Origin of the sequence: Glycomyces salinus, assembly GCF_016428645.1 — a bacterium.
GTDB classification, from domain to species: domain Bacteria; phylum Actinomycetota; class Actinomycetes; order Mycobacteriales; family Micromonosporaceae; genus Glycomyces; species Glycomyces salinus.
The window spans coordinates 20849-45798 of the sequence record NZ_JAELXW010000018.1 but is presented as its reverse complement, the minus strand read 5'-3'; the positions used below and the strand labels follow the sequence as shown (position 1 = coordinate 45798).

Below are 24950 nucleotides of genomic sequence, written 5' to 3'. Positions count from 1 at the left end.
TATCGACCTTTCGCAGAGGAGTGTCCCGGCCGCTGGGGGCGCGGGGTCTGCACGGGCGCCGCCGCAGGCAGCGGCGGTGTACGGGTGCGTATACAACGGCGTATCCGCTTTCAGGACAAGTTAGGTTCGCGATGTTTCACCGCCATGCCTGTCAAGTACAGGCAGGTGAACTGTGATTTCTGGGCAGTAAAAAAGCCCGCACAACCGGATGGCGGTGCGGGTGATGAATACCGGGGTCAGTCGCCGGTGCGACGCAGGCGCAGCGTGCCCGCCCAGACTCTGAGCGCGGCCGCTGCGATCGTGGCGGCGGCCAGTGCGGTGAGCAGAGCCGCCAGGTCGGGCACTATGAGTCGCAGCAGATGCAGGTCTCCCCCGGCCGCGCTCGGCAGTCCGATCGCTGCGGCGTAGGCGACGGCGAGTCCGCCGGCGCCCCAGGCGGCCGTCGCGGCGATGGTGCGTCCGCGGTGGGCGGAGGCCGAAGGGCGGCGGATGCGCCGGACGTTCCAGGCTCCGATCGCGATGGCCGCCAGGAGCAGCGCCGACAGCGAGGCCAGCAGGGTCGGATAGAGCGGGCCGACTTCGCGGTCGCTCACATCGCCTCCGGCCAGGAGCCGGGCGGCGTCGAGGGCGGTGAAGATCAGGGGCGTGTCGGCGAAGTAGTGGTAGAGGTTCTGGTGGAGGACCACGGCGCGGTCCAGTTCGGGCAGGAGCACCAGGACCGCGGAGAACCCCGGAGTGCCGCCCGAGTGCCAGATGGTCCTGGTGCCGAGGTCGTCGTTGAGGCCGGAGTCCTTCCAGCCCAGGCCGTAGCTGGTCGAGCCGCTCATCGTCGCGGTCCCGGTGTGCATCCGCTCGACCGTCTCGGGCTCGAGCACGCCGCCGCCTCCGCTGAGGTTGGCGGCGGCGAAGGCGGCGAGGTCTTCGATGGTGCCGCCGAGGTAGCCGTAGCTGGGACCGGTCGGGTCGAACCGCAGGCCCATGCCGACCGGTCGACCGAAGAAGTAGGAGTGGCCTTCGGCTACTCGCTCGGACCGCTCGGTGGTGGTGATCGCGCCGTCCATGCCGAGCGGGTCGAGCACGGCCCGCTGGAGGTAGTCGGCGTAGGTCTCGCCGGTGACGGCCTCGACGATCGCACCGAGGACGAGGTAGTTGGCGCTGGCGTACAGGTGCTCGGCGCCCGGTTCGGTGACGGGCTCGGCATCGGCGAGGTCGGCCACGGCCTCCCCGTAGGGGTCGGCCCGGTCGGTGATGCCGGTGTCGGCGGGGATGCCGCTGGTCTGCTCCAGCAGGTGCCGCACGGTGATCCGGTCCGAGTGGTCCCGGTCGGCCAGATGGAAGTCCGGCAGGTAGGTCGCGGCCGGCTCGTCGAGGTCGATCGCGCCGTCCTCGACGAGCGTCATCACGGCGGTGGCGGTGACGGGCTTGGCTACCGATCCCCACAGGAACGGAGTGGTCGCGGTGACCGGACCGCCGTCGCCGTCCTCGCCCCGCGCGGACTGGTGCTCGATGCCCGCTGAGGAGACGACGGCCCAGGCCGCTCCGGGGACTTGGAGGTCGTCGAGCCGCTGTTCGATGAAGGAGTCGATGTCGGCATGGGCGGTGTCGACCTGCGCCGGGGGTGCGGGTGCGCCGGTGAGGGCGGCGGCGACGGCGATGATCAGGGTGTTCTGCACGGGGTCTCCAATGGTCCTCGATAACCATATGCTCGTATGGTTTCATCATAACCATACAGCGGTATGATCAACGGATGCCGAGGACCGCCGACCATGACCTGCGTCGCACGCAGATTGCCGAGGCCGCCTACGACCTCATCGCGGGCGCGGGACTCGACGCGGCCACGATGGCCGCCGTCGCCCGCGAGGCCGGCATCTCGGTCGGCCTGGTGCAGCACTACTTCGGCTCCAAGGACGAGCTGCTGCTGTTCACCTACCGGCGGACCATGGACGGCGTGCTCGAACGGGCCTACAAGCTGGTCGCCGAGGGCGAGGCCGCCCACGGGACCATCGCCGGGATCCTGCTGGAGTGCCTCCAGCAGCTGTGGCCGCTGGACGCGCGGCGGCGCGGCGAGCACCGCGTGGCCGCCGCGTTCCGCGCCCGCTCCATGGACAGCCCCGAAGTCGCCGAGGTGGCCCGCGAGACCGCCGCGAACATCCGCGGCCTGATCGCCAGTTCGATCGAGAACGGCAAGGAATGCGGCGAGACCGAGCCCGGCACCGCCGCCGAGACCGCGGCCATGGGCGTCCTCGCGCTGGTCGAGGGCCTGGCCGACCAGCTCTACCGGGGAGCCGGGCAGGCCGTCGACGGCCGCCCCGCCGGTGAGGCGGCCGTCGTGATCCTCCGCGGCGCCCTGGCCTCGACCCTCCCGGGCGAGTGCCGCCGGTACCGGTGAGTCAGACCAGGCCGACCGCCAGCGTCCCGGCCGCTAGGGCCGTGAAGACGAAGATCAACGGCGTCTGCTTGGGCCAGAAGTCCGCCCGCAGGTGCGCGAAGATCGCGCAGGTCCAGAACAGGACCAGGCCCCCGGCCGCGGCCACGCCGATCCAGTGCGGGCCGAGCAGACCGGCCAAGAGGCCGAGGCCGCCGGCGGTCTTGGCGACCCCGATCGGGAAGACCAGCCACGAACCGGGCACGCCAACGCGCTCCAGCAGCGGATAGATGATCTTCAGCCGCATCATCGAGGCGACGCCGGAGAAGAGGTGGGCACCCGCCGCGGTTGCGGCGAGCACGATGTAGAACGTGGACATCGGATCTCCCTGCGGTATCAGTAGGCGACGGTGACGGGCCGCGCGAAGGCTCGCGGTTCGTCGACCGCGCCGAGCATGAAGTGCGCGGCGTCGGCGCGGCCGAGCCGGAAGGCGCGCGGCAGACTGACCCCGTAGGCGACCTTGTAGACGCCGGTGAGCGGCGCGTCGACCAGGTAGGGCACGCGCACCGAGGTCCAGTCGAGACCGCTGCCGGCCAGGATCTCCTCGGCCGTGGCCACATCGGCCATGTGCTCGCCGATCACCGCCCTGGCGAGCGGCGTGGCGAAACGGCGCATCACGAATCCGGCTCCGGGTTCGCGCTTGGCCGGGTTCGGCCGACCGGGCGTGCGGACAGTGGAGATGCCGACGCCGGTCACGATCAGGACCCGGCGGGCGCCGGCCGCCGCCATCGCCTCGGCGATCGCGGCGGTGCCGCGCGAGACGATGCCCCATTCGCCCCTGCGGCGTGGCCCGATCGCCGACAGCACCGCGGCGGCGCCCTCCATGGCCGAGGCGAGCACGGCGGGATCGGGACGGGAAAGGTCGGTCGGGACCACATGGACGTCGGCCTCCACCCTGCGCGGATCGCGCACGACGGCGGTGATGTCGTGTCCGGCTTCGAGTGCCTGGGCGACGACGGCGCGGCCGATGCCGCCCGTCGCGCCGATGACGGTGAGTTTCACGGTCTTCGCTCCAGAATGAGGTTCGGAAGAGGTCTGCGCGAAGCGCGCCTGCCTGGGCGGTCAGCGCAGGTGGGTGAGCTTGTCGGGGTTGGTGACGGCGTAGACGCCGGTGACGCGGTCGCCTTCGGCGTCGAGGTCCAGGACCAGGACGCTCACGATCCGTCCGTCGCGGTACATCAGCGCGGCCGGGGCCCCGCCGACCGACCGGTAGTCCAGTTCCACCTCCTCTGAGAGCCCGAAGCCGCGCCGCAGCAGCAGCCCGCCGACCCTTTCGGCCCCGTGCAGCGGGCGGGGCCCGGCCGCCGGAGCGCGGCCGCCGCCGTCGCAGATGAGCGTGACATCCGGCGCGAGCAGGTCGAACAGGCCGTCCATGTCGCCGCCGGCCACCGCGGTCATGAACCGCTCGGTGACCTCGCGGTGCACCCGCGGGTCGACCCGGTACCGCGGGCGGCGGGCCCGGACGTGCGAGCGGGCGCGGTGCGCCAGCTGGCGGACGGCCACCGAGCTCTTGCCGGTCATCTCGGCGATCTCGGTGTGCCCGTAGCCGAAGACCTCACGGAGCACGAACACGGCCCGCTCGGCGGGGCTGAGCGATTCGAGGACGACCATGAGCGCCATCGAGACCGACTCGGACCGCATCAGGTGGTCGGCCGCGTCCGGCTCCTCGGCCCCGGGCAGCGGTTCGGGCAGCCAGGGACCGATGTAGGTCTCGCGGCGCCGCTTGATGGCGCGGTCCCGGGCCATTGCGGCGTTGACCGCCACGCGCACCAGGTAGGCGCGTGGATGGTCGATCGCCCCGGCCGGGAAGCGCCGCTCCCAGGACAGCCAGGTCTCCTGCAGGACGTCTTCGGTGTCGGCGACCGTGCCGAGCATGCTGTAGACGATCGCGAACAGCAGTTCGCGGTGCTCGGTGAACGTCTCGGTCGCCGCCGCGTCGGTGGTCATGGGTCCTCCCGCTTGGCGAAGCTCGCGAGCCGGGCGACGAAGCCGCGGCTCGTGCGTGGTCACCGAACCGAGAGGTCTGTGGCGTAGCCGCTGTGACTTTCAGGGCCGAGGATGTGACGGATCCCTCATCACCGGCAGAGTCCCTATACCTCGTTTCCGATATATATCAGAGATTTCAAGGCGTGTCGGCCCGGTTCCAGGATGCCCCGCAGCACCGGCAGGACCGTACGCGGCCAGTACAGGTGCGTGCCCTCCGAGGGGTGGATCACCTCGGCCTCGCGGCCCGCCGCGCCGTCGATGATCTCGCTGCGCAGGCCGCGCGCGGTCGCGACCGCGCGGCCCTCGGACACGTCCGCGACATGGCCGTCGCGGGGAACGCACCAGCCCCCCTCCCCGGTGTAGAGGACGCGCTCGGTCTCGATGATGTGCACGCGGGCGTGCCAGCCGTCCACGGCCGCCTCCAGGGAGGTGGTGACCGAGACGTCCTCCCAGGGCTGCCAGGCGATGGTGATGACGCCCTTGTCGTCGACCACGCCCTCCTCGGAGTCCTCCCGGCCCCGCCAGTGGTGGCCGTCCTCGGACAGCAGCAGCGCCCCGTCCGGCACCGCGCACTCCAGGTCGACCCCGGCGATCGAGCGCGAGAAGCCCGCCAGGGTCGAGTAGGCGAGCTTGGCGTAGGTGTCCTGCGCGCCGCGCATGCCCTTGACGTGCACGGCCTGCCCGTTGAGCCGGGTGACGTTCCCGCCGCGGTCGCGCACGTGGACCGCCCGCGCGGCAGAGTGCGGCTCGACGCCCGGCCCGGGGGCGGGCGCGGTCTCCTCGCCCCAGAACGGGTGGTCGGGCCCGGCCAGGAGCCCGGTGAAGATCTTGGTGGCCCACCACGGCGATCCGGCCGTCAGGTACTGCTCGACCAGCGAGTCGCCGGTGTACCCGTAGCCGACGGTCAGGCGGCCCTCGCCGTCCAGGATCGGCCGGTCCCACCACCAGTCGAGGTGGCGGCGGGAGAACCCGGCCGCCTCGGCCCACGGCACGGCCTCGACGTCGGCGGCGGCCAGCGCGCCCCACAGCGATCCCTGCGCGAAGCGGTAGCCCATGCTGCGGCCGTAGGGGACGCCCGCGCCGTCGGCGCCGAACCAGGAGCGGAACTTTCGGGCGAAGGCGGCCGCGTTCGCCACGTAGCGGTCGTCGCCGCTCAGGCGGTAGTGCAGCAGCGCGTAGGTGTGGAAGGCGAAGGGGTTGTAGTAGTCGACCCTCCCGCCGGGGCCGTCCTCGAAGACGCTGTCGCCCAGCAGGAACTCCCCCATGCGCTCCAGGTGCGCCTCGGCGACCTTGGGGTCGCGTTTGACGCCGACCTTGTCGAGGCCGTGCCCGGCGAAGACCGGGAAGTAGTGCCAGTTGGAGTCGACCGTGTCGTGCAGGTACGCCTTCGACAGCCAGGCGGCGACCTTGTCCCTGGACCCCGGCGCCAGGGGCTCCCACATGTGCTCCGGCGCCAGCGCCAGCGCCCATCCGACCGAGGCGGACTCGACGGTGCGCTGGCCCTCTCCGGCGCCGATGTACCACTCGTCGTCGGGATCGGTCGCGCGCACGAGGGTCTCGGCCAGGATCTCCCAGACCTCCCCGGGGACTGAGTCCTTCGCCGGGGCCAGGCCCCACAGGGGGCGGGTGAGCAGCTCGAACCAGTTCTCGTGCTCGGAGTGGTTCGACATGGTGACCGTCATGGCCTCAGGGCCGCGCGCGGCCAGTTCGGCGGCGGGCCTGCCGACGGCTACCGCGGCGGCCTCCCAGCCGCTGTGACTGTGTTGCAGGGGTCCGAATGCGCGCAGCGGTGAGTTCACAGGCGCCGACGCTATCAACGGGACCGCCGGTCCGCAACCCCTTGCAGGACCGGCGGTCCCCGGAGAGCCGAAGCCCTCCGGGGCCTCACCGCTCGGCCGCCTCGACGGGCGAGCCGCGGAACCACCAGCCCAGGACCACCGACAGCGCCACCACCGAGGTGATGGTGGTGGCCGCCGACAGCAGGCCGGGCCCGAACACGGCCGCGATCAGCAGGCCGACCCCGGTCATGTAGGCGGCCCACGCGATCCCGGCCATGAGCGACATCCGCGCGTGCCGGTAGTCGGGGGTCACCACGGCCGCCCAGGCCAGGGCGGTCCGCCCGGCCGGGAGGAAGCGGGCCACGACGGTAGTCCAGCGCGGGTGCCGCCGCAGCGATTCGCGCAGGCGGATCTCCAGCCGGGTGACCTTGGCCGAGGCCAGGATGGGCCGCTTCATGCGGCCCCGGGCGTGGCGGAGGGCCCGGTAGCCTAGGACGTCGCCCGCCCAAGAGGCGCAGGCGGATCCGACCACGAGGATGACCAGCAGCACCGGGCTGCCGATCAGGAAGCCGGCGAGCGTGGCGATGGTCGTCGCGCTCGGCAGCATCGGTACGAAGAAATCGGCGATCACGAGCGCCGCCAGCAGTACGGCAACGATCGCCACAGTCAGGCTCATCTTGAGTTCTTCTTCAGTTGGCGGGGCAGGAGGCGGGCGCCCTCGGCTCGCCGGACGAGCGGCGGGTCCGCCCCCTGCGTCCGGGCTACTTCGCCGAGGCTCCGACGAATTCGCGTTCGTCGGTGCCCTCGGCCGTCGCATTGTCGGCGAGGCGCTGCTGGAGCTTCTCACCCTCGACGTCGACGTTCGGCAGGATGCGGTCCAGCCACTTCGGGATCCACCAGCCGCCGCGGCCCACCAGGGACATCAGCGCCGGAATGACCGCCATGCGGACGATGAACGCGTCGAAGGCGACCGCCGCCGCCAGTCCGAAGCCCATGGCGGCGATGAAGACCTCGCTGCTGAGGATGAACGCGGCGAAGACGCTGATCATGATCAGGGCGGCGGCTACGACCACGCGCGAGGAGTGGGCGTAGCCCTCCTGGATCGCGGCCTTGGGATCGGCGCCGTGCACGTAGGCCTCGCGGACCCGGGTGAACAGGAAGATCTGGTAGTCCATCGCCAGGCCGAAGACCAGTCCGATCATCAGGATCGGCATCATCGACATGATCGGGCCGGGCTGCTCGACGCCGAAGACGTCGGCCATCCAGCCCCACTGGAAGACCGCCACCAGGGCCCCGATCGCGGCGAAGACGCTGAGCGTGAACCCGAGTGTGGCCAGGACCGGCACCAGCAGGGACCGGAATACCAGCAGGAGGACCAGCGCCGCCAGGCCGACCACGACCAGCATGTACGGGATCAGAGCGTCGTTGAGGCTGTCGGAGATGTCGATGTTGACCGCGGTGCCGCCGGTGACGGCCCAGTCGGCGCCGGAGTCGTCGGCCAGGGCGTCGCGGATCGCGTGGACGAGGTCGTTGGTCTCCTCGGCGGCCGGGGCCGTCTCGGGGATCACGTTGAACAGCACGGTGTCACCGGCCTCGTTGGCGACCGGCGGGTAGACCACGGCGACGCCGTCCATCGCCGACAGCTCGTCGACCACCTCCTGGCCGACCGCCATCGGGTCCGAGCCCGGGTCGACGTCGCCGATGACCAGCATCTGGCCGTTGAATCCGGCTCCGAAGCCCTCGCTGATGAGGTCGTAGGCGCGGCGAGCGGTGTTGTCCTCGGACATCGACCCGTTGTCGGGCATGCCGAGTTCCAGGTCGGCGGCCGGGATCGCGACCACGCCGAGGCCGATGAGCCCGATCAGGCCCACCAGGATCGGGTGGCGGGTGATGAAGCCGCCCCAGCGGCGCCCGCCGCTGGGCTTCTCGTCGTGCCGGCCTTCGGCGATCCGGCGCCGCTGGCGGCCGGTGAAGATCCGCTTGCCGGTGAAGCCGGCCAGGGCCGGCAGCAGGGTCACGGCGATGACCACGGCGATCAGGACGGCCACGGCGGCCGCGACGGCCATCTCGGTCAGGAACGGGATGTTGACGACCGACAGGCCCAGCAGGGCGATGATGACCGTCAGGCCCGCGAAGAAGACCGCCGAGCCGGCGGTGCCCACGGCGCGGCCCATGGCGTCGATGCGGGCGTTCCGGTCCTCGACGCGGCCGTCGGAGGCCAGCTCGTTTCGGTAGCGCGAGAGGATGAACAGCGCGTAGTCGATGCCGACCGCCAGGCCGATCATCGTCGAAAGCGTGCCGGTGTCCTGCGAGATGTTCATGAAGGAGGTCGCGGCCATGATTCCGGCCGTGGTCAGCATGACTCCCAGCACGGCGGTGATGATCGGGAGCCCGGCGGCCAGCAGCGCGCCGAACGTGACGATCAGGACCACCAGGGCGACGCCGATGCCGATCAGTTCGGTGATGCCGCCGAGCTCGATCTCCTGGAGCGCGTCACCGCCGATCTCGACGGTCATCCCGGAGTCGCGGGCGGTCTCGACGGTGTCCTTGAGGTACTCGGTGGTCTCCTCGTCGAGTTCGAAGGCGTTGGCGCTGTATGAGACCTGGACTACGCCGATGGTCTGGTCCTCGGAGAGCATCCCGACCGGGTTGCCCTCGGGGTCGAACAGGCCCATCACGCCGGACTCGTCCACCTGCGGCGAGTCCATCATCTCGGCGGTCAGTTCGTTGACGACGGCGGCGTTGTCCTCGTCGAGGAGGGTCTGGCCGTCGTCGGCGGCGAAGACGATCTGGGCGCTCGCGCCGTCGTTGTTCCGGTCGGGGAACCGGTCCGCGAGGAGGTCGAACGCCTCCTGGGATTCGGTGCCGGGAAGCTCGAACTCGGGGTTCGTCTCCTCTTGGAGGGTCGCGGCGGCGGAGCCGACGCCGGCGACGATGAGGACCCAGAGCGCGAGGACGAGCCATCGCAGCCGATAGGACCCTCTGCCGATGCGGTAGAGGAAGGTTGCCACGGAGGGTGCTCCAATCGATGGCGACCGCCCGGACCGCCTCGATCGGGTGTGGCGGCGGTCCGGTGGGCCGTGGTGGTTCGCCGACTTCTTCGGCGGCGGGTTTCCTGGTATTTCGCTTTATTCGGTTATGGGTCTGGTGATCCCGGTCTCGAACTGGGCGAAGGTCCGGGTGATGACCTCGGCCAGCGGGGCGTGTTGGGGATGTTCTATCCAGTGCTCGTTGGCGACCTTCATCGCGACGAGCGCGCTGCCGAGGACGAGCCTCGGGTAGAGGTCGGCGGGGTCGGTGCCGGTGGCCTCGGCGACGATGTCGACCGCGGCGGTGAACAGTTCGATGAACTTGCCGGCCTGCACGGTGATCAGCGTCGGCGAGTTCTTGACCAGGTCCTCGCGGCACTTCATCGTCGCCACGTCGAAGCGCCGGTCTATGTGGAGGCCGATGCTCGCGTCGCGCAGCGCGTCCCAGATCGGCTGGTGCCGGGCCCGCTCGCGGAGGTCGGCGAGGAGGGCGCGGGCGACCTCGTTGAAGTCGTGGAGGAGCGCGTCTTCCTTGCTGTGGAAGTAGTTGTGGAAGGTGCGGGTGGACACGCCCGCCTCGGCGGCTATCTCGTCGGGGCTGACGGCCTCGAGGCCGCCCTTCTCGGTGGCGAGCCGGAACGCGGCGAGGCCGAGGGCCGCCTTGGTGGCGGCCTTCTTGCGCTCGCGCAGTCCGGTCTGCTCTGCCATGTGGCAACCCTAGTGAGGGTTGCCGCCGTTTACAAGGTTCCCTCAGCGAAAGTTTTCAGTCGGCGCAAGTTTTTCTATCCGAGCGGGGTGACCCGGGCGACGCCGGGGCATTCCCAGACGGTCTCGGCCGCGGCCTCGCCGCTGGGGTCGACTCGGGTGACGGTGCCGCTGAATTGGCACGCGACCAGCAGGTTCCCGTCGTCGGCGAGCACGGCGTCGCGCGGCCAGGAGCCGCCGACCGGGACCGCGCGCACCAGGGCCGGGCCGGCCGGGTCGATCACGGCCAACTGGTCCGTGCCCCGCACAGTGACGTAGATCAAGCCGCGCCGCTCGTCGGCGACGACCGCGGCCGGCAGAGGCCGGGGGGCGTCCTCGGGCAGGCCGATGTCGGGCAGCGCGGCCAGATCGGCCTGGTCGGTGCCGGGCAGCGGCAGGGTCGGGCCGAGGTGGAACTGGGCCGAGCGGGGATCGAAGGTCGCGGACTGGACCGCGTTGGCCAGTTCTCCCGCGATGAGCGCGCGTTCGCCCTCGATCACCAGGTGGCGGGGGCCGAAGCCGGGCTCGAGTGCCGTGGCGGCGACCGGCTGGAGTCTGCCGTCGCCGTCGAGGTCGAAGGCCCAGATTCGATCGGATCCGAGGTCGACGACCAGGACTCGCCCGGCGTGGCACACGATCTGGTGGGCGTGGGGGCCCTCCTGGCGGTCCGGGTCGGGCCCGGAGCCGTCCAGTTCGAACACGTCGGTCGCCTCCCCCAGGGCGCCGTCGTCGCCGATCGGGAGGACCGCGATCGAGCCGCTCCCGTAGTTGGCCACCAGCAGCCACTTCCCCGAAGGGTGGACCACCGCGTGGCAGGGCGATTCGCCGCCGACCGACCTGGGGAGGCCGACCGGGACCGGGGCGAAGTCGGGACCGATCCGCCACGCGGCGGCCGAGCCCCGCTCGGTCTCGGCGACGGTGTAGACCGTCCCGCCGGGCCCGCCGGTGGCCACCCACGAGGGGTTGGCGACGGCCGCGGCCCCGCCGAGCCCGTCGGGCCCGGCGACCACGAGCCCGGGTCCGCCTTCGGTGGTGTAGTCGCCAAGGAGATACCGCATTCCGCAGATCTTAATGGTCGGCCGCCGCCCCGGGGCGGCTCGGCTGCCTAGACTCGGAGACATGAACGACGAACAGTGGCGCCAGAAGCTGACTCCGGACGAGTACCGGGTGCTGCGCGAGGCCGGCACCGAGGCGCCGTGGACCGGCGAGTACGTCGACGAGAAGCGCCGGGGCGTCTACCGGTGCCGCGCCTGCGGCGCCGAGCTGTTCGCCTCCGACACCAAGTTCGACTCCCAGTGCGGGTGGCCCTCGTTCTGGACCCCGCTGGCCGGGGAGCGGGTGAAACTCCTGACCGACCGCAGCCTGGGCATGGAGCGGACCGAGGTGCGCTGCGCGAACTGCGACTCGCACCTGGGGCACGTCTTCTACGGCGAGGGATGGAACCTTCCCGAGGATGTCCGATACTGCATCAACTCCATCAGCCTGACCCTGGAACCGGCCGAGGACGCCTGAGCGGGACCCGACTAAGCTCGGGGTTCCCTATACGTGAATTCCCGCAGCGAAAAGAGGGCCAGTGCACCCCGGGACGCTCATCGCCGGCCGCTACCGACTCGACGACCGGCTCGCCGCCGGCGGCATGGGAGAGGTGTGGCGCGGCACCGACACCCGCCTCAACCGCGCCGTGGCCGTCAAGCTGCTGCACGCGGGCCTGTCCGGCAACGACCGCTTCCGCGCCCGCTTCCACCAGGAGGCGCAGGCCGTGGCCGCCCTGCAATCGCCGGGCATCGTCGCGCTCTACGACTACGGCGAGGAGCACAGCCCGGAGGGCCTGACCTCGTACCTGATCATGGAGCTGGTACGCGGCACCTCCCTGGACAGGCTCATCGCCCAGCGCCGCCGCCTGTCCCCGAACGAGACGCTCAAGATCGTCGCCAGCGCCGCCGAGGCCCTGGACACGGCGCATCGGGCCGGGATCATCCACCGCGACATCAAGCCCGGGAACCTGCTGATCGGCGACGACGGCACCGCCAAGATCGTCGACTTCGGCATCGCCGCGGGCCGGGCCCAGGCCGGACTGACCGAGACCGGCACGGTCATGGGCACCGTCGCCTACGCCTCCCCCGAGCAGCTCCAGGGCGCGCAGCTGACCGGCGCGACCGACATCTACTCGCTCGGGATCGTCGCCTACGAGTGCCTGGCCGGGCGGACCCCGTTCAACGGCGCCGACCCGACCTCCGCGATCACCGGGCACCTGACCGGCACCCCCGACCCGCTGCCGCCCGACGTCCCCCAGCCGATCGCGCAGCTGGTCATGCGCTGCCTGGCCAAGGACCCGCGGCAGCGGTTCGCCTCGGCCGGCGAGCTCGCTCGGGCCTGCCGCGACGGGGGAACCTCGCAGGGCGGCACGACGGCGATCCTGCCCCCGGGCCGGGCGGCCGCCGGGGCGGCGGCCACGCAGCGCATGCCCCAGGGCGTGGTCCCGGCCGGAACCCAGGCCATGCCCAGGAGCGAGTTCGACTCGCCTCCGGCGGCCGAACGAGACTGGCCCGCCCCGCGCGAGCCCGAGGAGCCGGGGCGCAGCCCGGTCGTGCCGATCGTGCTCACGGTCCTGGGAGTGATGATCCTGGTCGTCGCGGCGGTGTGGCTGTGGCCCCGCGACGGCGACCCCGATCGGGCCGGCGCCGAGGACACCACGACCACCGAACAGGCCGAGGACGAGGAGTCCCCTGAGGACGAGTCCGAGGAGACCGCCGACGAGGGCTCGGACGAGGAAGAAGACCAGGACGAGGACCAGGAGCAGGACACCTCGGACGACGAGGAGCAGCCCGACCCCGGCGACCACACGCTCGAGGAGCCGCAGGGCGTCGCGGTGCCCGACGTGACCGGGCAGGTCCTGACCGACGCGGTCGGCTCGCTCAGCGAAGCCGGCTTCAACGACGTCGGTTGGGCCGCCGAGTCCGACGACGGGCTGATCGAGGACGAGGACGCCGGAAGCTGCCGGGTCGAGACCCAGGATCCGACTCCCGAGGACGGCGAGCGGGACCCCGACAACACCCGTGTCGAACTCACTTACTGGGACGACGGTGAGGGCTGCGGCGTGTGAGCCTCAGCCGGTGGTCTCCACCGCGTTGCCCTCGGCGTCGAGGACGAACCAGACGCCGCCGACCCCTTGGCCGTCCACGTCCCCGGGCGCGGTGTCGGCCGCCCAGTAGTACAGCGGCCAGTCGTTGTAGGTGACCTGCGTGGAGCCGTCGTCGCGTTCGGTGGTGCCCAGCAGCGCTTCGTCGGCGGCACCCCCGACGTCCGCCGTCCCCTCGACCAGCAGCGGAGGCCAATTCTCCTCGCACTGCTCGTAGCAGGTGGAGGTGCCGTCGGTGTCGTCGGTGAACAAGTAGAGGGTCATGCCCTCGCCGTCGACCAGGACCTCGCCCAGGGAGGTCTCGCCCGTGGCCACGGTCGCCGACGCCGCCTCGGTGGTCGTCTCCTCCTCGCCGTCGGTATCGGGGACGCCTCCGTAGCCTCCGCCGCCGTCCGAACCGCCGTCATCGCCGTCGCCGCAGGCCGCCAGGGCCATGGCCGCGGCCAGGATCGCCGCGGCGGCCCCGAGGCCGCTCTTTCGAAATACACGTCTCATATAGAAAACGATAGATTCACTCTCCCCCGCTCGCAGCCGATTCCGCACCCGCGACAATGGTCGGCATGTCCGAGCCTCCCGAGCTGCCGATCCGCCAGGCCCTCCCCGATCTGCTGCGCGCCGTCGACGAGACCGGGACCGCGGTCCTGTCCGCACCCCCGGGCACCGGCAAGACCACGCTCGCGCCGCTGGCCCTGGCCGGTCTGCTCGACGGCGGGACCGAGCGGACGGTGCTGGTCGCCGAGCCGAGGCGGCTGGCGGCGCGCTCGGCCGCGCGGCGGATGGCCGCGATCCTCGGCGAGCCGGTCGGGCGGAGCATCGGCTACCGGATCCGCGGGGAGTCCAAGCGCTCTGCCGCCACGCGCGTCGAGGTGGTGACCACCGGGGTCCTGCTGAACCGGCTGCTGGGTGACCCCGAGCTGCCGGGCGTCGACGCGGTCATGCTCGACGAGTGCCACGAACGCCACCTGGAGACCGACACGGCCTGCGCGTTCCTGATCGAGACCCGGCAGATCCTCCGCCCCGACCTGGCCCTGGTCGCGGCCTCGGCGACCGCCGACGTGGCGCTGTGGACGCGCCTGCTTGAGGACGCCCCGACCGTCTCCTCCGCCCCGGCCAGGCACCCGGTCGCGATGCACTGGGTGCCGCCGCGGGAGCGGATCTCGCCGCCCGACGGCCTGCGGGTCGACCCCCGGGCGCTGGCGCACGCGGCCTGCACGATCGAGCGGGCCCTGGAGGCCGACGAGGGCGACCTGCTGTGCTTTCTGCCCGGCGCCGGCGAGATCCGGAGGGTCGCCGCACAACTCGAGTACCTCGACGTCGATATACATCAATTGCATGGCTCGATTTCGTCGACCGCTCAGGACCGGGCGATGCACCCCGGCGACCGGCGCCGGGTGATCCTGTCGACCGACATCGCCGAGTCCAGCCTGACCGTGCCGGGGGTGCGGATCGTCGTCGACGCCGGACTCGCCCGCCGCCCGGTCGTCGACCACGCCCGCGGACTGCCGGGACTGACGACCACGGCCGCCTCGCGCGCCTCGTGCGACCAGCGCGCCGGGCGGGCCGGACGCGAGGCGCCCGGCGCGGTGTGGCGGTGCTGGAGCGAGGCCGAGCACGCCCGCCGCCCCGCCCAGCCGACACCCGACATCGAGACCTCCGACCTGGCCGCCTTCGCCCTCCAGGCGGCCTGCTGGGGCACGGCGGTCGAGCGGCTCGCGCTCCCGGGACGGCCGCCCGGCGGCGCGCTGGAGGCCGCGCGGGAGACGCTGCGCTCCCTCGGCGCGGTCGACGCCGACGGCAGCGCCACCGAGCGCGGCCGGGCCCTGGCGAAGGTGGGGCTCCATCCGCGCCTGGCGCGGGCCCTGATCGACGGGGCCGAGCGGGTCGGGTCCGAGAAGGCGACCGAGGTCGTCGCGCTGCTCGGGCTCGACCGGCGCGGCAGGTCCGACGACCTGCTGGCCGAGTGGCGCAGGGCCAGGTCCGGAGGGGACGGCGAATGGCGCAAGGAGGTCAGGCGGCTGAGCGTCAACGTTCCCCGGGTCGACCGGCGCTCGTCCGACGACGAGGCCGCGGCGACCATCGTGGCATTGGCGTTCCCCGAGCGCGTGGCCAAGCGCAGCGGCGGCCAGTGGCTGACGGTGGCCGGGACCGGCGCGGTGGTCGCGGACGGTTCACCGCTGTCGGGGAGCGAATGGCTGGCGATCGCCGACGCCGACCGGTCCCCCGGACGGGCCGCGGCCACCGTCCGCGCGGCGGTCCCGATCGACGGCGAGCTGGCGGTCGAGCTCGGAGGCGCCACCGAGACCGCCTCGGTCATCGAATGGGGCTCCGGCGGGCTGCGGGCCTCGCGGCTCACCCGCCTGGGCGCGATCGTCCTGTCCTCGCGGCAGATTCCCGACCCCGATCCGGAGTTCATGCACCAGGCCCTGGTGGGCGCCCTGCACGCGGGGGTCGGCCTGCTGAGGTGGACCGAACCGGCGAAGCGGCTGCGCGCGCGGATGCGTTGGTGCCACGAGAAACTCGGGGAGCCCTGGCCGGACGTCGGCGACGAGGCGCTGAGCGGCGACCTGGACTGGCTGGAGCCGTGGCTCTCCCGGGTCCGCGGCGAGGCCGACCTCAAGCGCATCGACGTGGCCGCGGCGCTGCGGAACCTGCTGCCGTGGCGGGAGAACATCGACCGGGTCGCGCCCGACTCGATCGAGGTTCCCAGCGGCCGCACGGTCCGCCTCGACTACGGGCGCGACGCGGTCGTGCTGGAGGTCAAGCTCCAGGAGATGTTCGGGACGTCGAAGGTGCCCGAGGTGGCCGGGGAGCCGGTGGTGGTGCATCTGCTCAGCCCGGCCGGTCGGCCACTGGCCGTGACCGCCGACCTGGCCTCGTTCTGGGCCGGACCGTATCGGGAGGTGCGGGGGGAGATGCGCGGCCGCTACCCCAAGCACGACTGGCCCGAGGACCCGCTGACCGCCGAGCCGCGGTGGCGGACGGTCAAGCGCCGCAGGGCTTAGGACGGCCGCAACCAGCCCCATTCCTCGACCGGCAGGAGCATCCAGGTGCCCCAGGCGGCAGCGGCGATGGTGGCCAGGGAGAACAGGAAGATCCACAGCCCGGCCGGCAGCGGGGTGATCCCGGCCAGCTGGTCGGCGTCGGAGGCGCCGGGAGTGCGCCTGCCGCGGCGGCGGGCGCCGAGTTCGAGGACCGGTTTGACCGAGCCGAGCAGCAGCAGCCAGGCTCCGAGGTAGGCGGCCACGGTCTGGACGATCGCGTTGCCGTACCAGGTGGCGGCGAAGACTCCGGCGCCGACGATCACCAGGGCCAGCGCGCCGTACCAGTTGCGGATGAACGCGAGCATGACCGCCAGCAGCACCAGGGTGATCCACAGCAGCGCCACGATGTACCCCGCGCCGGTCAGGGCGGCCGCGGCCAGGCCGAGCGCGGCGGGGGCGATGTAGCCGGCCAGGAGCGTCATCGCCGCGCCGAACCCGGTGGGCTTGCCGCGGGAGAAAGTCAGCCCCGAGGTGTCGGCGTGGAGGCGGATGCCGGTCAGGCGGCGGCGCATGAGGACCGCCATGAGGGCGTGGCCGCCCTCATGGGCGATGGTGACCAGGCCGCGGCTCCAGCGCCACAGCGGCGCGTACAGGACCATGACCGCCGCCGCGCCAAGGCAGGCGAGCATGACGCCCGCCGGCGGGGCCGACTGGGTCTGGGTAAGGCGGTCGATGACCGCGTCGAAGGTATCCAAGGGGCCTCGTCTCCGGGGGATCGGACGCTCGGTGATCGGACTTCCAGTGTCCAGCCGTATCGTAGAGGAGGCAGGCATCTCCTCCGCACGGAAGGACAGCCCCAGATGGGCACCGACGATCGCCCCGATCCGCACTTGAACTTCCTCGAACTGACCGACCAGATCGTCGAGGAGCTCGCCGTCCACAATCTCAAGGCGCGCGAGAAGCTGCGGGAGGGCATCGCGTGGCTGGAGGCCCGCCGGATGGACGCGACCTCGGATGAGAACGCCGACATCGAGATCCTGCTGGCGCAGTGCCATGACGCGCTCAAGCGGATGGAGTCGCTGCGGGACACCTACCAGGACGTGCGCGCGATCAACGCCGCTTCGCACGCCGAGCACGTGGAGTGGCTCGAGAAGCGGATGCTCGGCGGCACCGAGTCCCCTGAGGAGCGGCGGGAGCGCCAGAACCGCCTGGACCGGCTGAGCACCGAGCGGCGGGAGCGCCTCGACGAGCTCCGCCAGCACTCCCGGGAGCGGCGCAGGCCCGAGCCGGGGGCCGAGGAGTCCGGGACTTGAGGCCCGGGTCCATCCGCCGCGCCGGTTGAAAGCGTTTGATCCTCGCCGTCCGGCGACGAATCGGCCCAGTTGGATTGACATACATTGATATGTTCGGTAGAAACATGACTCTAGACCGATGAGAGAGCGCTCTCTCATTAGCGTTCTGCACTAGCTCAGAACACAGAGAGCGCGATCCCTCTCCTACGACTCAGGAGTCATCATGACCGCAGACAGAACCAGATCCCGGCGCCGCCTCCCGGTTCGCGTCGCCGCCGCGCTCGCGGCCGCCGTGGCGGTCACCGCCGCGGCCGCGCTCACCATCACCTCCGCCGGGGCCCAGACCCCGCCCCAGGCATCCCAGGACTGGGAACTGGTATGGTCCGACGACTTCGACGGGCCCGCCGGCCAGCTGCCGTCGACCGACAACTGGCGTTTCGACATCGGACACTCCTACCCGGGCGGTCCCGACAACTGGGGCACCGGCGAGATCGCTTACCACACCGACGACCCGGCCAACATCTCCCTGGACGGCGACGGCAACCTGAACATCACCGCCCTGCGCGACGGCTCCGGCAACTGGACCTCAGGGCGCATCGAGACCAACCGCGACGACTTCCGCGCCCCCGAGGGCGGGGCCATGCGCATCGAGGGCAGCCTCCAGCTCCCCCAGGTCACCGGCGACGCCGCCCTCGGGTACTGGCCGGCGTTCTGGGCGCTCGGCTCGCCCTACCGCGGGAACTACTGGAACTGGCCGGGCATCGGCGAGTTCGACGTCATGGAGAACGTCAACGGCTCCGACACCGTCCACGGCGTCCTCCACTGCGGCACCGCCCCCGGCGGCCCGTGCAACGAGAACAACGGGCTCGGCGCCACCACCACCTGCGGCGGCAGCTGCCACACCGGCTTCCACACCTACGCGTTCGAATGGGACGACTCCGGATCGACCGGCGAGCTGCGCTGGTACGCCGACGGGCAGCTGTACCACACCGTCCGCGAGTCCGACCTGCCCGCCGGCACCTGGGCGGACATGACCGAGCACGCCGGATACTTCATCCTGCTCAACCTGGCCGTCGGCGGCGCCTTCCCCGACGGGGTCTCGGGGATCGCCACCCCCACCGGCGCGACCGAGCCGGGCCACTCGCTCCTGGTCGACTACGTCCGCGTCTACACCCGCGGCGGCTCGACCGACCCCGACCCGACCACTTCCGAGCCCGATGAGCCCGGCGACGGCCACGACGCCTACTCCCCCATCGACGCGACCGACTTCGACGACGCTGAGGGCGCCACCGTCTCCGGATCGGCCGTCGGACCGCTCGGCGACGGCGCCTGGCTCCGCTATGACGACGTCGACTTCGGGTCGAGCGGCCCGATCGACTTCGTCGCCACGGTCGCCTCCGGCGCCGCCGGCGGGGTCAGCGGCCTGGTCGAGGTCCGGCTCGACTCGGCCACCGCCGATCCGATCGGCTCGTTCGCGGTGGGGAGCACCGGAGGCTGGGAGTCCTGGCGGGACGTGCCCGGCAACGTCGCCTCCACCACCGGCGTCCACGACGTCTACCTCACCTTCACCTCCGGTCAGCCCGACCCGTTCGTGTCGGTCGACCAGTTCCATTTCCGCAGATAGAAGGGCATTCTTCCGGTTTCGGGAGGGTATGCGACCGACCACTCGCCGGTACCGGCCGCGAGGGCGCTGGCTACCCTTCCCCTACTGGCGGTGTTCACGCTGCTGGGCGGGTACATGATCGGCGCGATCATGCAAAGTGCGGCGAAGGGCTGGGCGTAAGGCGATGGCGAGCAGCGGGAACGGACGACGGCGTCCGACCCTCGAGCAGGTGGCCGAGCGCGCCGGTGTCTCGCGCGCGACGGTCTCGCGCGTGGTCAACGGCCAGACGACGGTGGCCGAGCATCTGCGCAAGGCGGTCGAGGAGGCGGCCTCGGACATGGGCTATGTGCCGCACGCCGCGGCCCGGTCGCTGGTGACCCAGCGGACGGACTCGGTGGCGCTCATCGTCCCCGAGGCGCCTACCCGCGTGTTCTCCGACGACCAGTTCTTCCCCGGGGTGATCCGGGGCGTGGCCGCCGAACTGGACGCGGCCGGGAAGCTCCTGGTGCTGATGACGACCGGTTCGGCCGAGGGCCGCGATCGCGTCGAGCGGTACGCGGTCGGCGGCCACGTCGACGGAGTCATGTTCGCCTCGCTGCACGACGCCGACCCGCTGCCGGAGCTGATCGTGCGGCGCGGGGTCCCGGTGGTGGTCAACGGGATGCTGCCGCACTCGACGGTGCCCTACATCGACGTCGACCATGTCGGCGGCGTCCGGAAGGCCGTGGAGTACCTGCTGGCGCGGGGCCGGACGCGGATCGCGACCGTGGCCGGGCCGCAGGACATGGTCGCCGGCCGGGGCCGCCTGGCCGGCTACCGGGCGGCCCTGGCGGCGGCGGACCGGCGGGCGATAGTGGCCGTCGGCGACTTCACGGCCCAGTCCGGGCTCGACGCGATGCGGCAGCTGCTGTCCGACGAGCCGGACCTGGACGCGGTGTTCGCCGCCTCCGACCTGATGGCGCACGGCGCGCTCATCGCCCTGCGGGAGGCCGGGAGGCGCGTGCCCGAGGACGTGGCGGTGGTCGGCTTCGACGACATCGCGATGGCCTCCTACAGCGAGCCGCCGCTGACCACGGTGCGGCAGCCGATCACCGATATCGGCCGGACGCTGGCGCTGCACATGCTCGCGCTGCTGGCCGGGGAGCCGGTCCAGCGCGAGACGATCCTGCCGACCGAGCTGGTGCAGCGCGAATCGGCCTGATCAGTCGACGTCGATGCGGTAGTTCAGCTCGTACCGGTCGCCGGGGAATACGATGTCGCAGGTCTCGACCGGGGTTTCTCCAGCGAAGTGGGTCCGCTCTATCAGCAGGACGTAGGACCCTTCAGCCGGTAGGTCCAGCCGCCGTATCTCTTCAGGCCGCGCGGCGCGCGCATTGACCTTCTCGATCACATGATCCACGTGCACGCCGACGGTGTCCATACGTGCGATGACGCCCACTGCCGCACCGTCTTCGGGGTACTCGGCCGAGGTGTTCTCGGTCAGGGAGAGCGGCTCGTACGAAGTTGAGATCTGGACGGGCTCGCCGTTGACCTGGAACAGGTAGTTGGTGCGCATGACCGGATCCCCTGCTTCGATGCCCAGTCGCTGTGCGATCGCATCGGAGGCACGGGTCTTGACGCTCTCGTGTTCCCATCCCCCGCGCTGCCCGGACTCGCCGGCATCGCGTTTGAACGGAGAGACGTCGGCCGTCCTGTTCCGAGAGTACCGGCCCGCACTGTCGCGTATGACCTTCCGGACGCTTCGCACTCTGGTGCCCTTGCCGTGTTCGGTGATCACCAAGCCTTCGGATCGAAGGACCTTGACGGCGTTCCGAACCACGATGCGCGACTTCTTGTATTGCGCTTCGAGGGAGCTCTCGCTGGGAAGAAGTTCGTCCGGAGCGAGGTCGCCGCCGATGATCCGGTCCCGAAGGTCGTCGGCGATCCGGAGATAAGCGGGGCGTCCGGGCTTGGTCACATCGGCCTCCTTCCCGCTCAGTACAACGAGTATTCCATGTTCCCCGACGCTACTGCACTTGTCCGATTATCGGCAGTCCACCCGGCTCGACATCTCATTATACTCGTTATAATATGTTATCCAGACACGAGCTCTCCGACCACGAGCGCTGAGGAGACGACCATGGGCACGAGCCAGCAAACCGGCGACTTCTACGAAGACGACTTGGAATACAGCGAGCGTGCGCTCGGCGAACTGTTCGAGCATGGGCGACTTCTACGAAGACGACTTGGAATACAGCGAGCGTGCGCTCGGCGAACTGTTCGAGCATGAACGCTACATGCTCCGCCTCAATCTGCCCGAAGGACTGAGCTTTCGCGAAGCCGACGCACTCGCTCACCAGATCATCACCGAGACCGCCGACCGCCATGAAGGCGCCGCCGACTGGGCTCATCTGGGTCGCGAGTTCGACAGGGACTCATTCGCGCTGCTGAGCAGGAAACCCGGCACCACCATCAGCGGCAAGACCACCCGCGACTGAAGGCAGCCGGACGAGGCACCTGCGGATGTCGGTGGGCCGTGCTTGGCTGGAGGGGTGGAGGTAGCGCTGGTGCCGGGTCGCGGCGGGGACGGCTGGACGATGTCCCTGCCCGGCGGGGAGATGCGCCACCACTCGGACCTGGCCGAAGCGGTGGCGTCGGCCGAGGCCGACCAGGCTCCGCGGTGGGTGCTGGCCGACACCGCCCGCGACTATCCGCCGCTGCTGGCGGCGGGCGCGCGGTTGTGCCGGGGCCGGGACCTGCGGCTGGCCGAGCGGATCCTCTCGCGTGTCGAGCAGCACGAGCCGCCCGCCGCGGTGGCCCAGTCCGATCCGGACGCCGGGACGCTCTTCGAGCGCGAGCCCGAACCGGTCGACGGCCCGGCCCTGCTCACCCGCCTCCAGGCGACCTGGCTCGACCAGCGGCGGCGGCTGCGGTCGGCCGGGCTTCCCGGGCTGGAGACGCTGCTGGCCGCCGAGTCGGCCGGCGCTCTGGTCGGGGCCGAGATGGCCCGCACCGGCGTGCCGTTCGACGTGGCCGTCCACGACGAGCTCCTGCGGGAGCTGCTGGGGCCCCGTCCCACCAAGGGCATGCGGCCGCGCAAGCTCCAGGCCCTCGCTGACAAGGTGACCGAGGCGTTCGGCCATCAGTTGAATCCGGACTCGACCAAGCAGGTGCTGGCGGCCTTCCACGCGGCCGGATTGAACGTCAAGACCACGCACGCCTGGGAGCTGCACTCGATCGACCATCCGGCGGTCGGGGCACTGAAGGTCTACCGCGAGCACGCGCGGGTGTGGACGGCGTTCGGTTGGAATTGGGCCGACGAGTGGGTGGCAGAGGGACGGTTCCGGCCGGTCTACGCGGTCGGGTCGGCCGACACCGGACGCTGGGGCACCGACGGCGGCGGGGCGCTCCAGATGCCGCACGCCGTCCGCGCGGCCATCCGCGCCGAGCCGGGCTGGAAGCTGGTCGTCGCCGACGCGGCCCAGCTCGAACCGCGACTGCTGGCGGCCATCAGCGGCGACGAGGCGATGATCGCGGCCACCGCCGCCGACGACGTCTACACCGAGCTGGCGCCCGACCTCGGCGGGGAGCGGTCGAAGGCGAAGATCGCGCTGATCTCGGCGATGTACGGCGGCACCGCCGGTGACGCGGCCGCGCTCGTGCAGCTCATGCGCGAGCGGTTCCCGGCCGCGTTCGACCGGGTCGAGTCGGCCGCGCGCATCGGCGAGAAGGGCGGCGTCGTCCGCACCTGGCTCGGCCGCACCGTGCCTGTCCCCGGCGACAAGTGGTGGAAGCGGCTCAACTCCGAGGACGGCACGCAGGTCGCCCGGGGCCGGGGCCGGTTCACCCGCAACTTCATCGTCCAGGGCACCGCCGCCGAGTGGGCGAACGTGGTGCTGGCGCTGCTGCGGCGGTCGCTGCACGAGCACGGCCTCGGCGAGCTGGTGTTCTTCCTGCACGACGAGGTGATGGTCCACTGCCGGGCCGAGCACGCCGAGGCCGTCTCGGCGGCGATCGAGGAGGCCGCGGCCGGGGCCACCCGGACGCTGTTCGGGGACGTGCCGGTGCGGATCCCGCTGCGGCCGAAGACCGTCGACACCTATGCCGAGGCCAAGTAGCGCGGGCGCGGTGGGGCGTCGGGACTACTCGCGGCGTAGTACCGGGGTATGACCGGGGGCCGCGAAGTTCAGGCCCGAGCCCGATGGAACCGGGCGGCGGCGGCCGTAACGTCGTGTCCATGATCGAAATCGAGCACCTGACCAAGCGCTACGGCAAGAAGACCGCCGTGGACGACCTCAGCTTCACCGTCAAGCCGGGTGCCGTCACCGGCTTCCTCGGCCCCAACGGCGCCGGGAAGTCGACCACGATGCGCACCATCGTCGGCCTCGACGCCCCCACCTCGGGGACCGTCCGGGTTGGCGGCCAGCGCTACGACCGGTTCCGGGCGCCCCTGACCGAGGTCGGGGCGCTCCTGGAGGCCAAGTCGGTGCACGCCGGCCGGTCGGCGTACAAGCACCTGCTGGCGCTGGCCCACACCCACGGCATCCCCAAGCGGCGGGTGTCCGAGGTGATCGACATGGTGGGCCTGTCCGACGTCGCCGGCAAGCGCGTCGGCGGGTTCAGCCTCGGCATGGGGCAGCGGCTCGGCATCGCCGTCGCCCTCCTGGGCGACCCGGCCGTGCTCATCCTGGACGAGCCGGTCAACGGCCTGGACCCCGACGGGGTCCGCTGGATCAGGCAGCTGCTCAAGCGGCTGGCCGCCGAGGGCCGGACGGTGTTCCTGTCCTCGCACCTGATGAGCGAGCTGGCCCAGACCGCCGAGCACCTGGTCGTCATCGGGCAGGGCAGGCTCCTGGCCGACACCACCGTCGACGACTTCGTCGAGAGCCGCGGCGGCGGCGCGGTCAAGGTCGTCTCGCCCAACGCCGCGGCGCTGGCCGAACGCCTCCAGGGGCCGGGCGTGTCCATCACCAGTCCCGAGTCGGGGGTGCTGGAGGTCCGGGGCACCGGGTCGGCCTTCATCGGCGAGACCGCGGCCGCCCACGGACTGGTGCTGCACGAGCTGCACACCCAGCGCGCCTCCCTGGAGGACGTGTTCATGGAGATCACCGCCGACTCGGTCGAGTACCAGCAGAGCAAGGAAGGAGTGGCGGCCTGATGACCTCCGCGACGCTCATTGAGAACCGGGCGGTCTACACCCCGCCCTCGGACTACCGGCTCACCGCCTTCGGCCTGATGCGCAGCGAGTGGACCAAGTTCTGGTCGCTGCGGTCGAGCTGGATCGTGCTGGTCTGCGCGGCCCTGTTCGGGGCCGGGATCGCAGTGGCCGTCTCGGCCGACTACAGCGCCAACTACGACCCGAGCGCGGACGGCTTCGGCATGGCCCCGGGCGACGTCCTGTTCGGGTTCCTGCTCAGCGGGGTGTTCATCGCCGTGCTGGGGGCCCTGTTCATCACCGGGGAGTACACGACCGGGTCGATCCGCTCGACGATGTCGGCCGCGCCGCGCCGGACCGGCGTGCTGTGGGCGAAGGCGGCCGTGTTCGCCGCCGTCGTCGTGGGCGTCTACTCGGCGGTGGTGCTGGCGACCTTCTATGGGACGCAAGCGATCCTCAGCGGCACCGACCTGGGCGGGGCGAGCCTGTCGGACGCCACCACGCTGCGGGTGCTCACCGGGTACGTGGCGACCATCGCCTACCTGGGCCTGCTCGGTCTGGCCCTGGGCGCGATCCTGCGCAACTCGGCCGGGTCGATCGCCTTCTACATCGGCGTGATCATGATCCTGCCGCAGCTGGCGACGATGCTGCCGTGGCAGTGGGTCGCCGACGCCGTCCCCTACACGCCCGGGGAGGTCGTCAACACCCTGTCGATGTCCGACACCGCCGGAGCGAATCTGACGCTCGGCGAGTCGTGGACCTGGATGGGCATCTGGATCGTCGTCACCTTCGGACTCGCGGCCGTCCTCCTCAGGCGCCGCGACGTGTGACAATGCCGA

General features: G+C 71.4%; 23 protein-coding genes. 11 read left to right on the top strand and 12 right to left on the bottom strand.

Annotation, left to right across the window (positions count from 1 at the left end; genetic code table 11):
* Nucleotides 1-236: 236 nt before the first annotated feature.
* The gene (locus JFB92_RS07475; protein ID WP_199036575.1) at nt 237-1673 is read right to left on the bottom strand and encodes a serine hydrolase domain-containing protein; all 1437 of its coding nucleotides are present in this window, start codon (nt 1671-1673) and stop codon (nt 237-239) included.
* Nucleotides 1674-1747: 74 nt separating this feature from the next.
* Here JFB92_RS07475 and JFB92_RS07470 point away from each other — a divergent pair, with 74 nt between their 5' ends.
* Nucleotides 1748-2389, top strand: coding sequence for a TetR/AcrR family transcriptional regulator (locus JFB92_RS07470; protein ID WP_199036573.1), 642 nt, complete (start codon nt 1748-1750; stop codon nt 2387-2389).
* A 1-nt stretch (nt 2390) separates the two neighbouring features.
* Here the strand turns inward: JFB92_RS07470 and JFB92_RS07465 are convergent, their stop codons facing one another.
* From JFB92_RS07465 to JFB92_RS07430, 8 genes are all read right to left on the bottom strand, one after another.
* Entirely contained in the window at nt 2391-2744 is a 354-nt protein-coding gene (locus tag JFB92_RS07465) for a DoxX family protein (protein WP_199036571.1), read from the bottom strand.
* Nucleotides 2745-2761: 17 nt separating this feature from the next.
* The gene (locus JFB92_RS07460) at nt 2762-3427 is read right to left on the bottom strand and encodes an NAD(P)-dependent oxidoreductase (RefSeq protein WP_199036569.1); all 666 of its coding nucleotides are present in this window, start codon (nt 3425-3427) and stop codon (nt 2762-2764) included.
* Between the two features lie 60 nt (nt 3428-3487).
* Nucleotides 3488-4372: an RNA polymerase sigma factor SigJ gene (gene sigJ / locus JFB92_RS07455; protein ID WP_199036567.1), complete on the bottom strand. Its 885-nt coding sequence runs from the start codon at nt 4370-4372 to the stop codon at nt 3488-3490.
* Between the two features lie 143 nt (nt 4373-4515).
* A complete protein-coding gene (locus tag JFB92_RS07450; RefSeq protein WP_199036565.1) occupies nt 4516-6210 on the bottom strand; it encodes a DUF2264 domain-containing protein in 1695 nt (564 codons plus the stop codon).
* A gap of 85 nt (nt 6211-6295) precedes the next feature.
* A complete protein-coding gene (locus JFB92_RS07445; protein ID WP_199036563.1) occupies nt 6296-6865 on the bottom strand; it encodes a DedA family protein in 570 nt (189 codons plus the stop codon).
* An 85-nt stretch (nt 6866-6950) separates the two neighbouring features.
* Nucleotides 6951-9200 carry an MMPL family transporter gene (locus JFB92_RS07440; protein WP_199036561.1) on the bottom strand — a complete coding sequence of 750 codons (2250 nt, stop codon included), beginning with the start codon at nt 9198-9200 and terminating at the stop codon, nt 6951-6953.
* 117 nt (nt 9201-9317) lie between these two features.
* Entirely contained in the window at nt 9318-9926 is a 609-nt protein-coding gene (locus JFB92_RS07435; protein ID WP_199036559.1) for a TetR/AcrR family transcriptional regulator, read from the bottom strand.
* Nucleotides 9927-10000: 74 nt separating this feature from the next.
* On the bottom strand, nt 10001-11020 hold the full coding sequence (locus tag JFB92_RS07430; protein ID WP_199036557.1) for a lactonase family protein: 1020 nt from the start codon (nt 11018-11020) through the stop codon (nt 10001-10003).
* Between the two features lie 61 nt (nt 11021-11081).
* Between JFB92_RS07430 and msrB the strand changes: the two genes are divergently transcribed.
* Nucleotides 11082-11474 carry a peptide-methionine (R)-S-oxide reductase MsrB gene (gene msrB, locus JFB92_RS07425; protein ID WP_199036555.1) on the top strand — a complete coding sequence of 131 codons (393 nt, stop codon included), beginning with the start codon at nt 11082-11084 and terminating at the stop codon, nt 11472-11474.
* A gap of 61 nt (nt 11475-11535) precedes the next feature.
* Complete coding sequence (locus JFB92_RS07420; protein WP_199036553.1) at nt 11536-13065, top strand: serine/threonine-protein kinase; 1530 nt, start codon at nt 11536-11538, stop codon at nt 13063-13065.
* 3 nt (nt 13066-13068) lie between these two features.
* On the opposite strand, the gene JFB92_RS07415 is transcribed toward JFB92_RS07420, so the two are convergent.
* Nucleotides 13069-13596, bottom strand: a complete 528-nt coding sequence (locus JFB92_RS07415) for a COG4315 family predicted lipoprotein (RefSeq protein ID WP_199036551.1) — start codon at nt 13594-13596, stop codon at nt 13069-13071.
* 65 nt (nt 13597-13661) lie between these two features.
* Here JFB92_RS07415 and hrpB point away from each other — a divergent pair, with 65 nt between their 5' ends.
* Nucleotides 13662-16103, top strand: a complete 2442-nt coding sequence (gene hrpB / locus JFB92_RS07410; RefSeq protein WP_233162574.1) for an ATP-dependent helicase HrpB — start codon at nt 13662-13664, stop codon at nt 16101-16103.
* Here the strand turns inward: hrpB and JFB92_RS07405 are convergent.
* On the bottom strand, nt 16100-16837 hold the full coding sequence (locus JFB92_RS07405; protein WP_199036547.1) for a M50 family metallopeptidase: 738 nt from the start codon (nt 16835-16837) through the stop codon (nt 16100-16102). The genes hrpB and JFB92_RS07405 overlap by 4 nt on opposite strands.
* A gap of 105 nt (nt 16838-16942) precedes the next feature.
* Between JFB92_RS07405 and JFB92_RS07400 the strand changes: the two genes are divergently transcribed.
* The 3 genes from JFB92_RS07400 (at nt 16943) to JFB92_RS07390 (ending at nt 20178) form a co-directional block, all read left to right on the top strand.
* Nucleotides 16943-17395 (top strand): hypothetical protein, encoded by a 453-nt coding sequence (locus JFB92_RS07400; RefSeq protein WP_199036545.1) that lies wholly within the window; start codon nt 16943-16945, stop codon nt 17393-17395.
* Nucleotides 17396-17597: 202 nt separating this feature from the next.
* Nucleotides 17598-18998, top strand: a complete 1401-nt coding sequence (locus JFB92_RS07395; protein ID WP_199036543.1) for a carbohydrate-binding protein — start codon at nt 17598-17600, stop codon at nt 18996-18998.
* A gap of 163 nt (nt 18999-19161) precedes the next feature.
* Nucleotides 19162-20178 (top strand): LacI family DNA-binding transcriptional regulator, encoded by a 1017-nt coding sequence (locus tag JFB92_RS07390; RefSeq protein ID WP_199036541.1) that lies wholly within the window; start codon nt 19162-19164, stop codon nt 20176-20178.
* On the opposite strand, the gene JFB92_RS07385 is transcribed toward JFB92_RS07390, so the two are convergent.
* Nucleotides 20179-20934 (bottom strand): GntR family transcriptional regulator, encoded by a 756-nt coding sequence (locus JFB92_RS07385; protein WP_199036539.1) that lies wholly within the window; start codon nt 20932-20934, stop codon nt 20179-20181.
* 244 nt (nt 20935-21178) lie between these two features.
* Here JFB92_RS07385 and JFB92_RS07380 point away from each other — a divergent pair, with 244 nt between their 5' ends.
* The 4 genes from JFB92_RS07380 (at nt 21179) to JFB92_RS07365 (ending at nt 24941) form a co-directional block, all read left to right on the top strand.
* On the top strand, nt 21179-21454 hold the full coding sequence (locus JFB92_RS07380) for a hypothetical protein (protein ID WP_199036537.1): 276 nt from the start codon (nt 21179-21181) through the stop codon (nt 21452-21454).
* A gap of 54 nt (nt 21455-21508) precedes the next feature.
* Entirely contained in the window at nt 21509-23074 is a 1566-nt protein-coding gene (locus JFB92_RS07375) for a bifunctional 3'-5' exonuclease/DNA polymerase (protein WP_199036535.1), read from the top strand.
* A 119-nt stretch (nt 23075-23193) separates the two neighbouring features.
* Nucleotides 23194-24114, top strand: coding sequence for an ABC transporter ATP-binding protein (locus JFB92_RS07370; protein WP_199036533.1), 921 nt, complete (start codon nt 23194-23196; stop codon nt 24112-24114).
* Entirely contained in the window at nt 24114-24941 is an 828-nt protein-coding gene (locus tag JFB92_RS07365; protein ID WP_199036531.1) for an ABC transporter permease subunit, read from the top strand. Before JFB92_RS07370 ends, JFB92_RS07365 begins: the two co-directional genes overlap by 1 nt.
* Nucleotides 24942-24950: the final 9 nt, after the last annotated feature.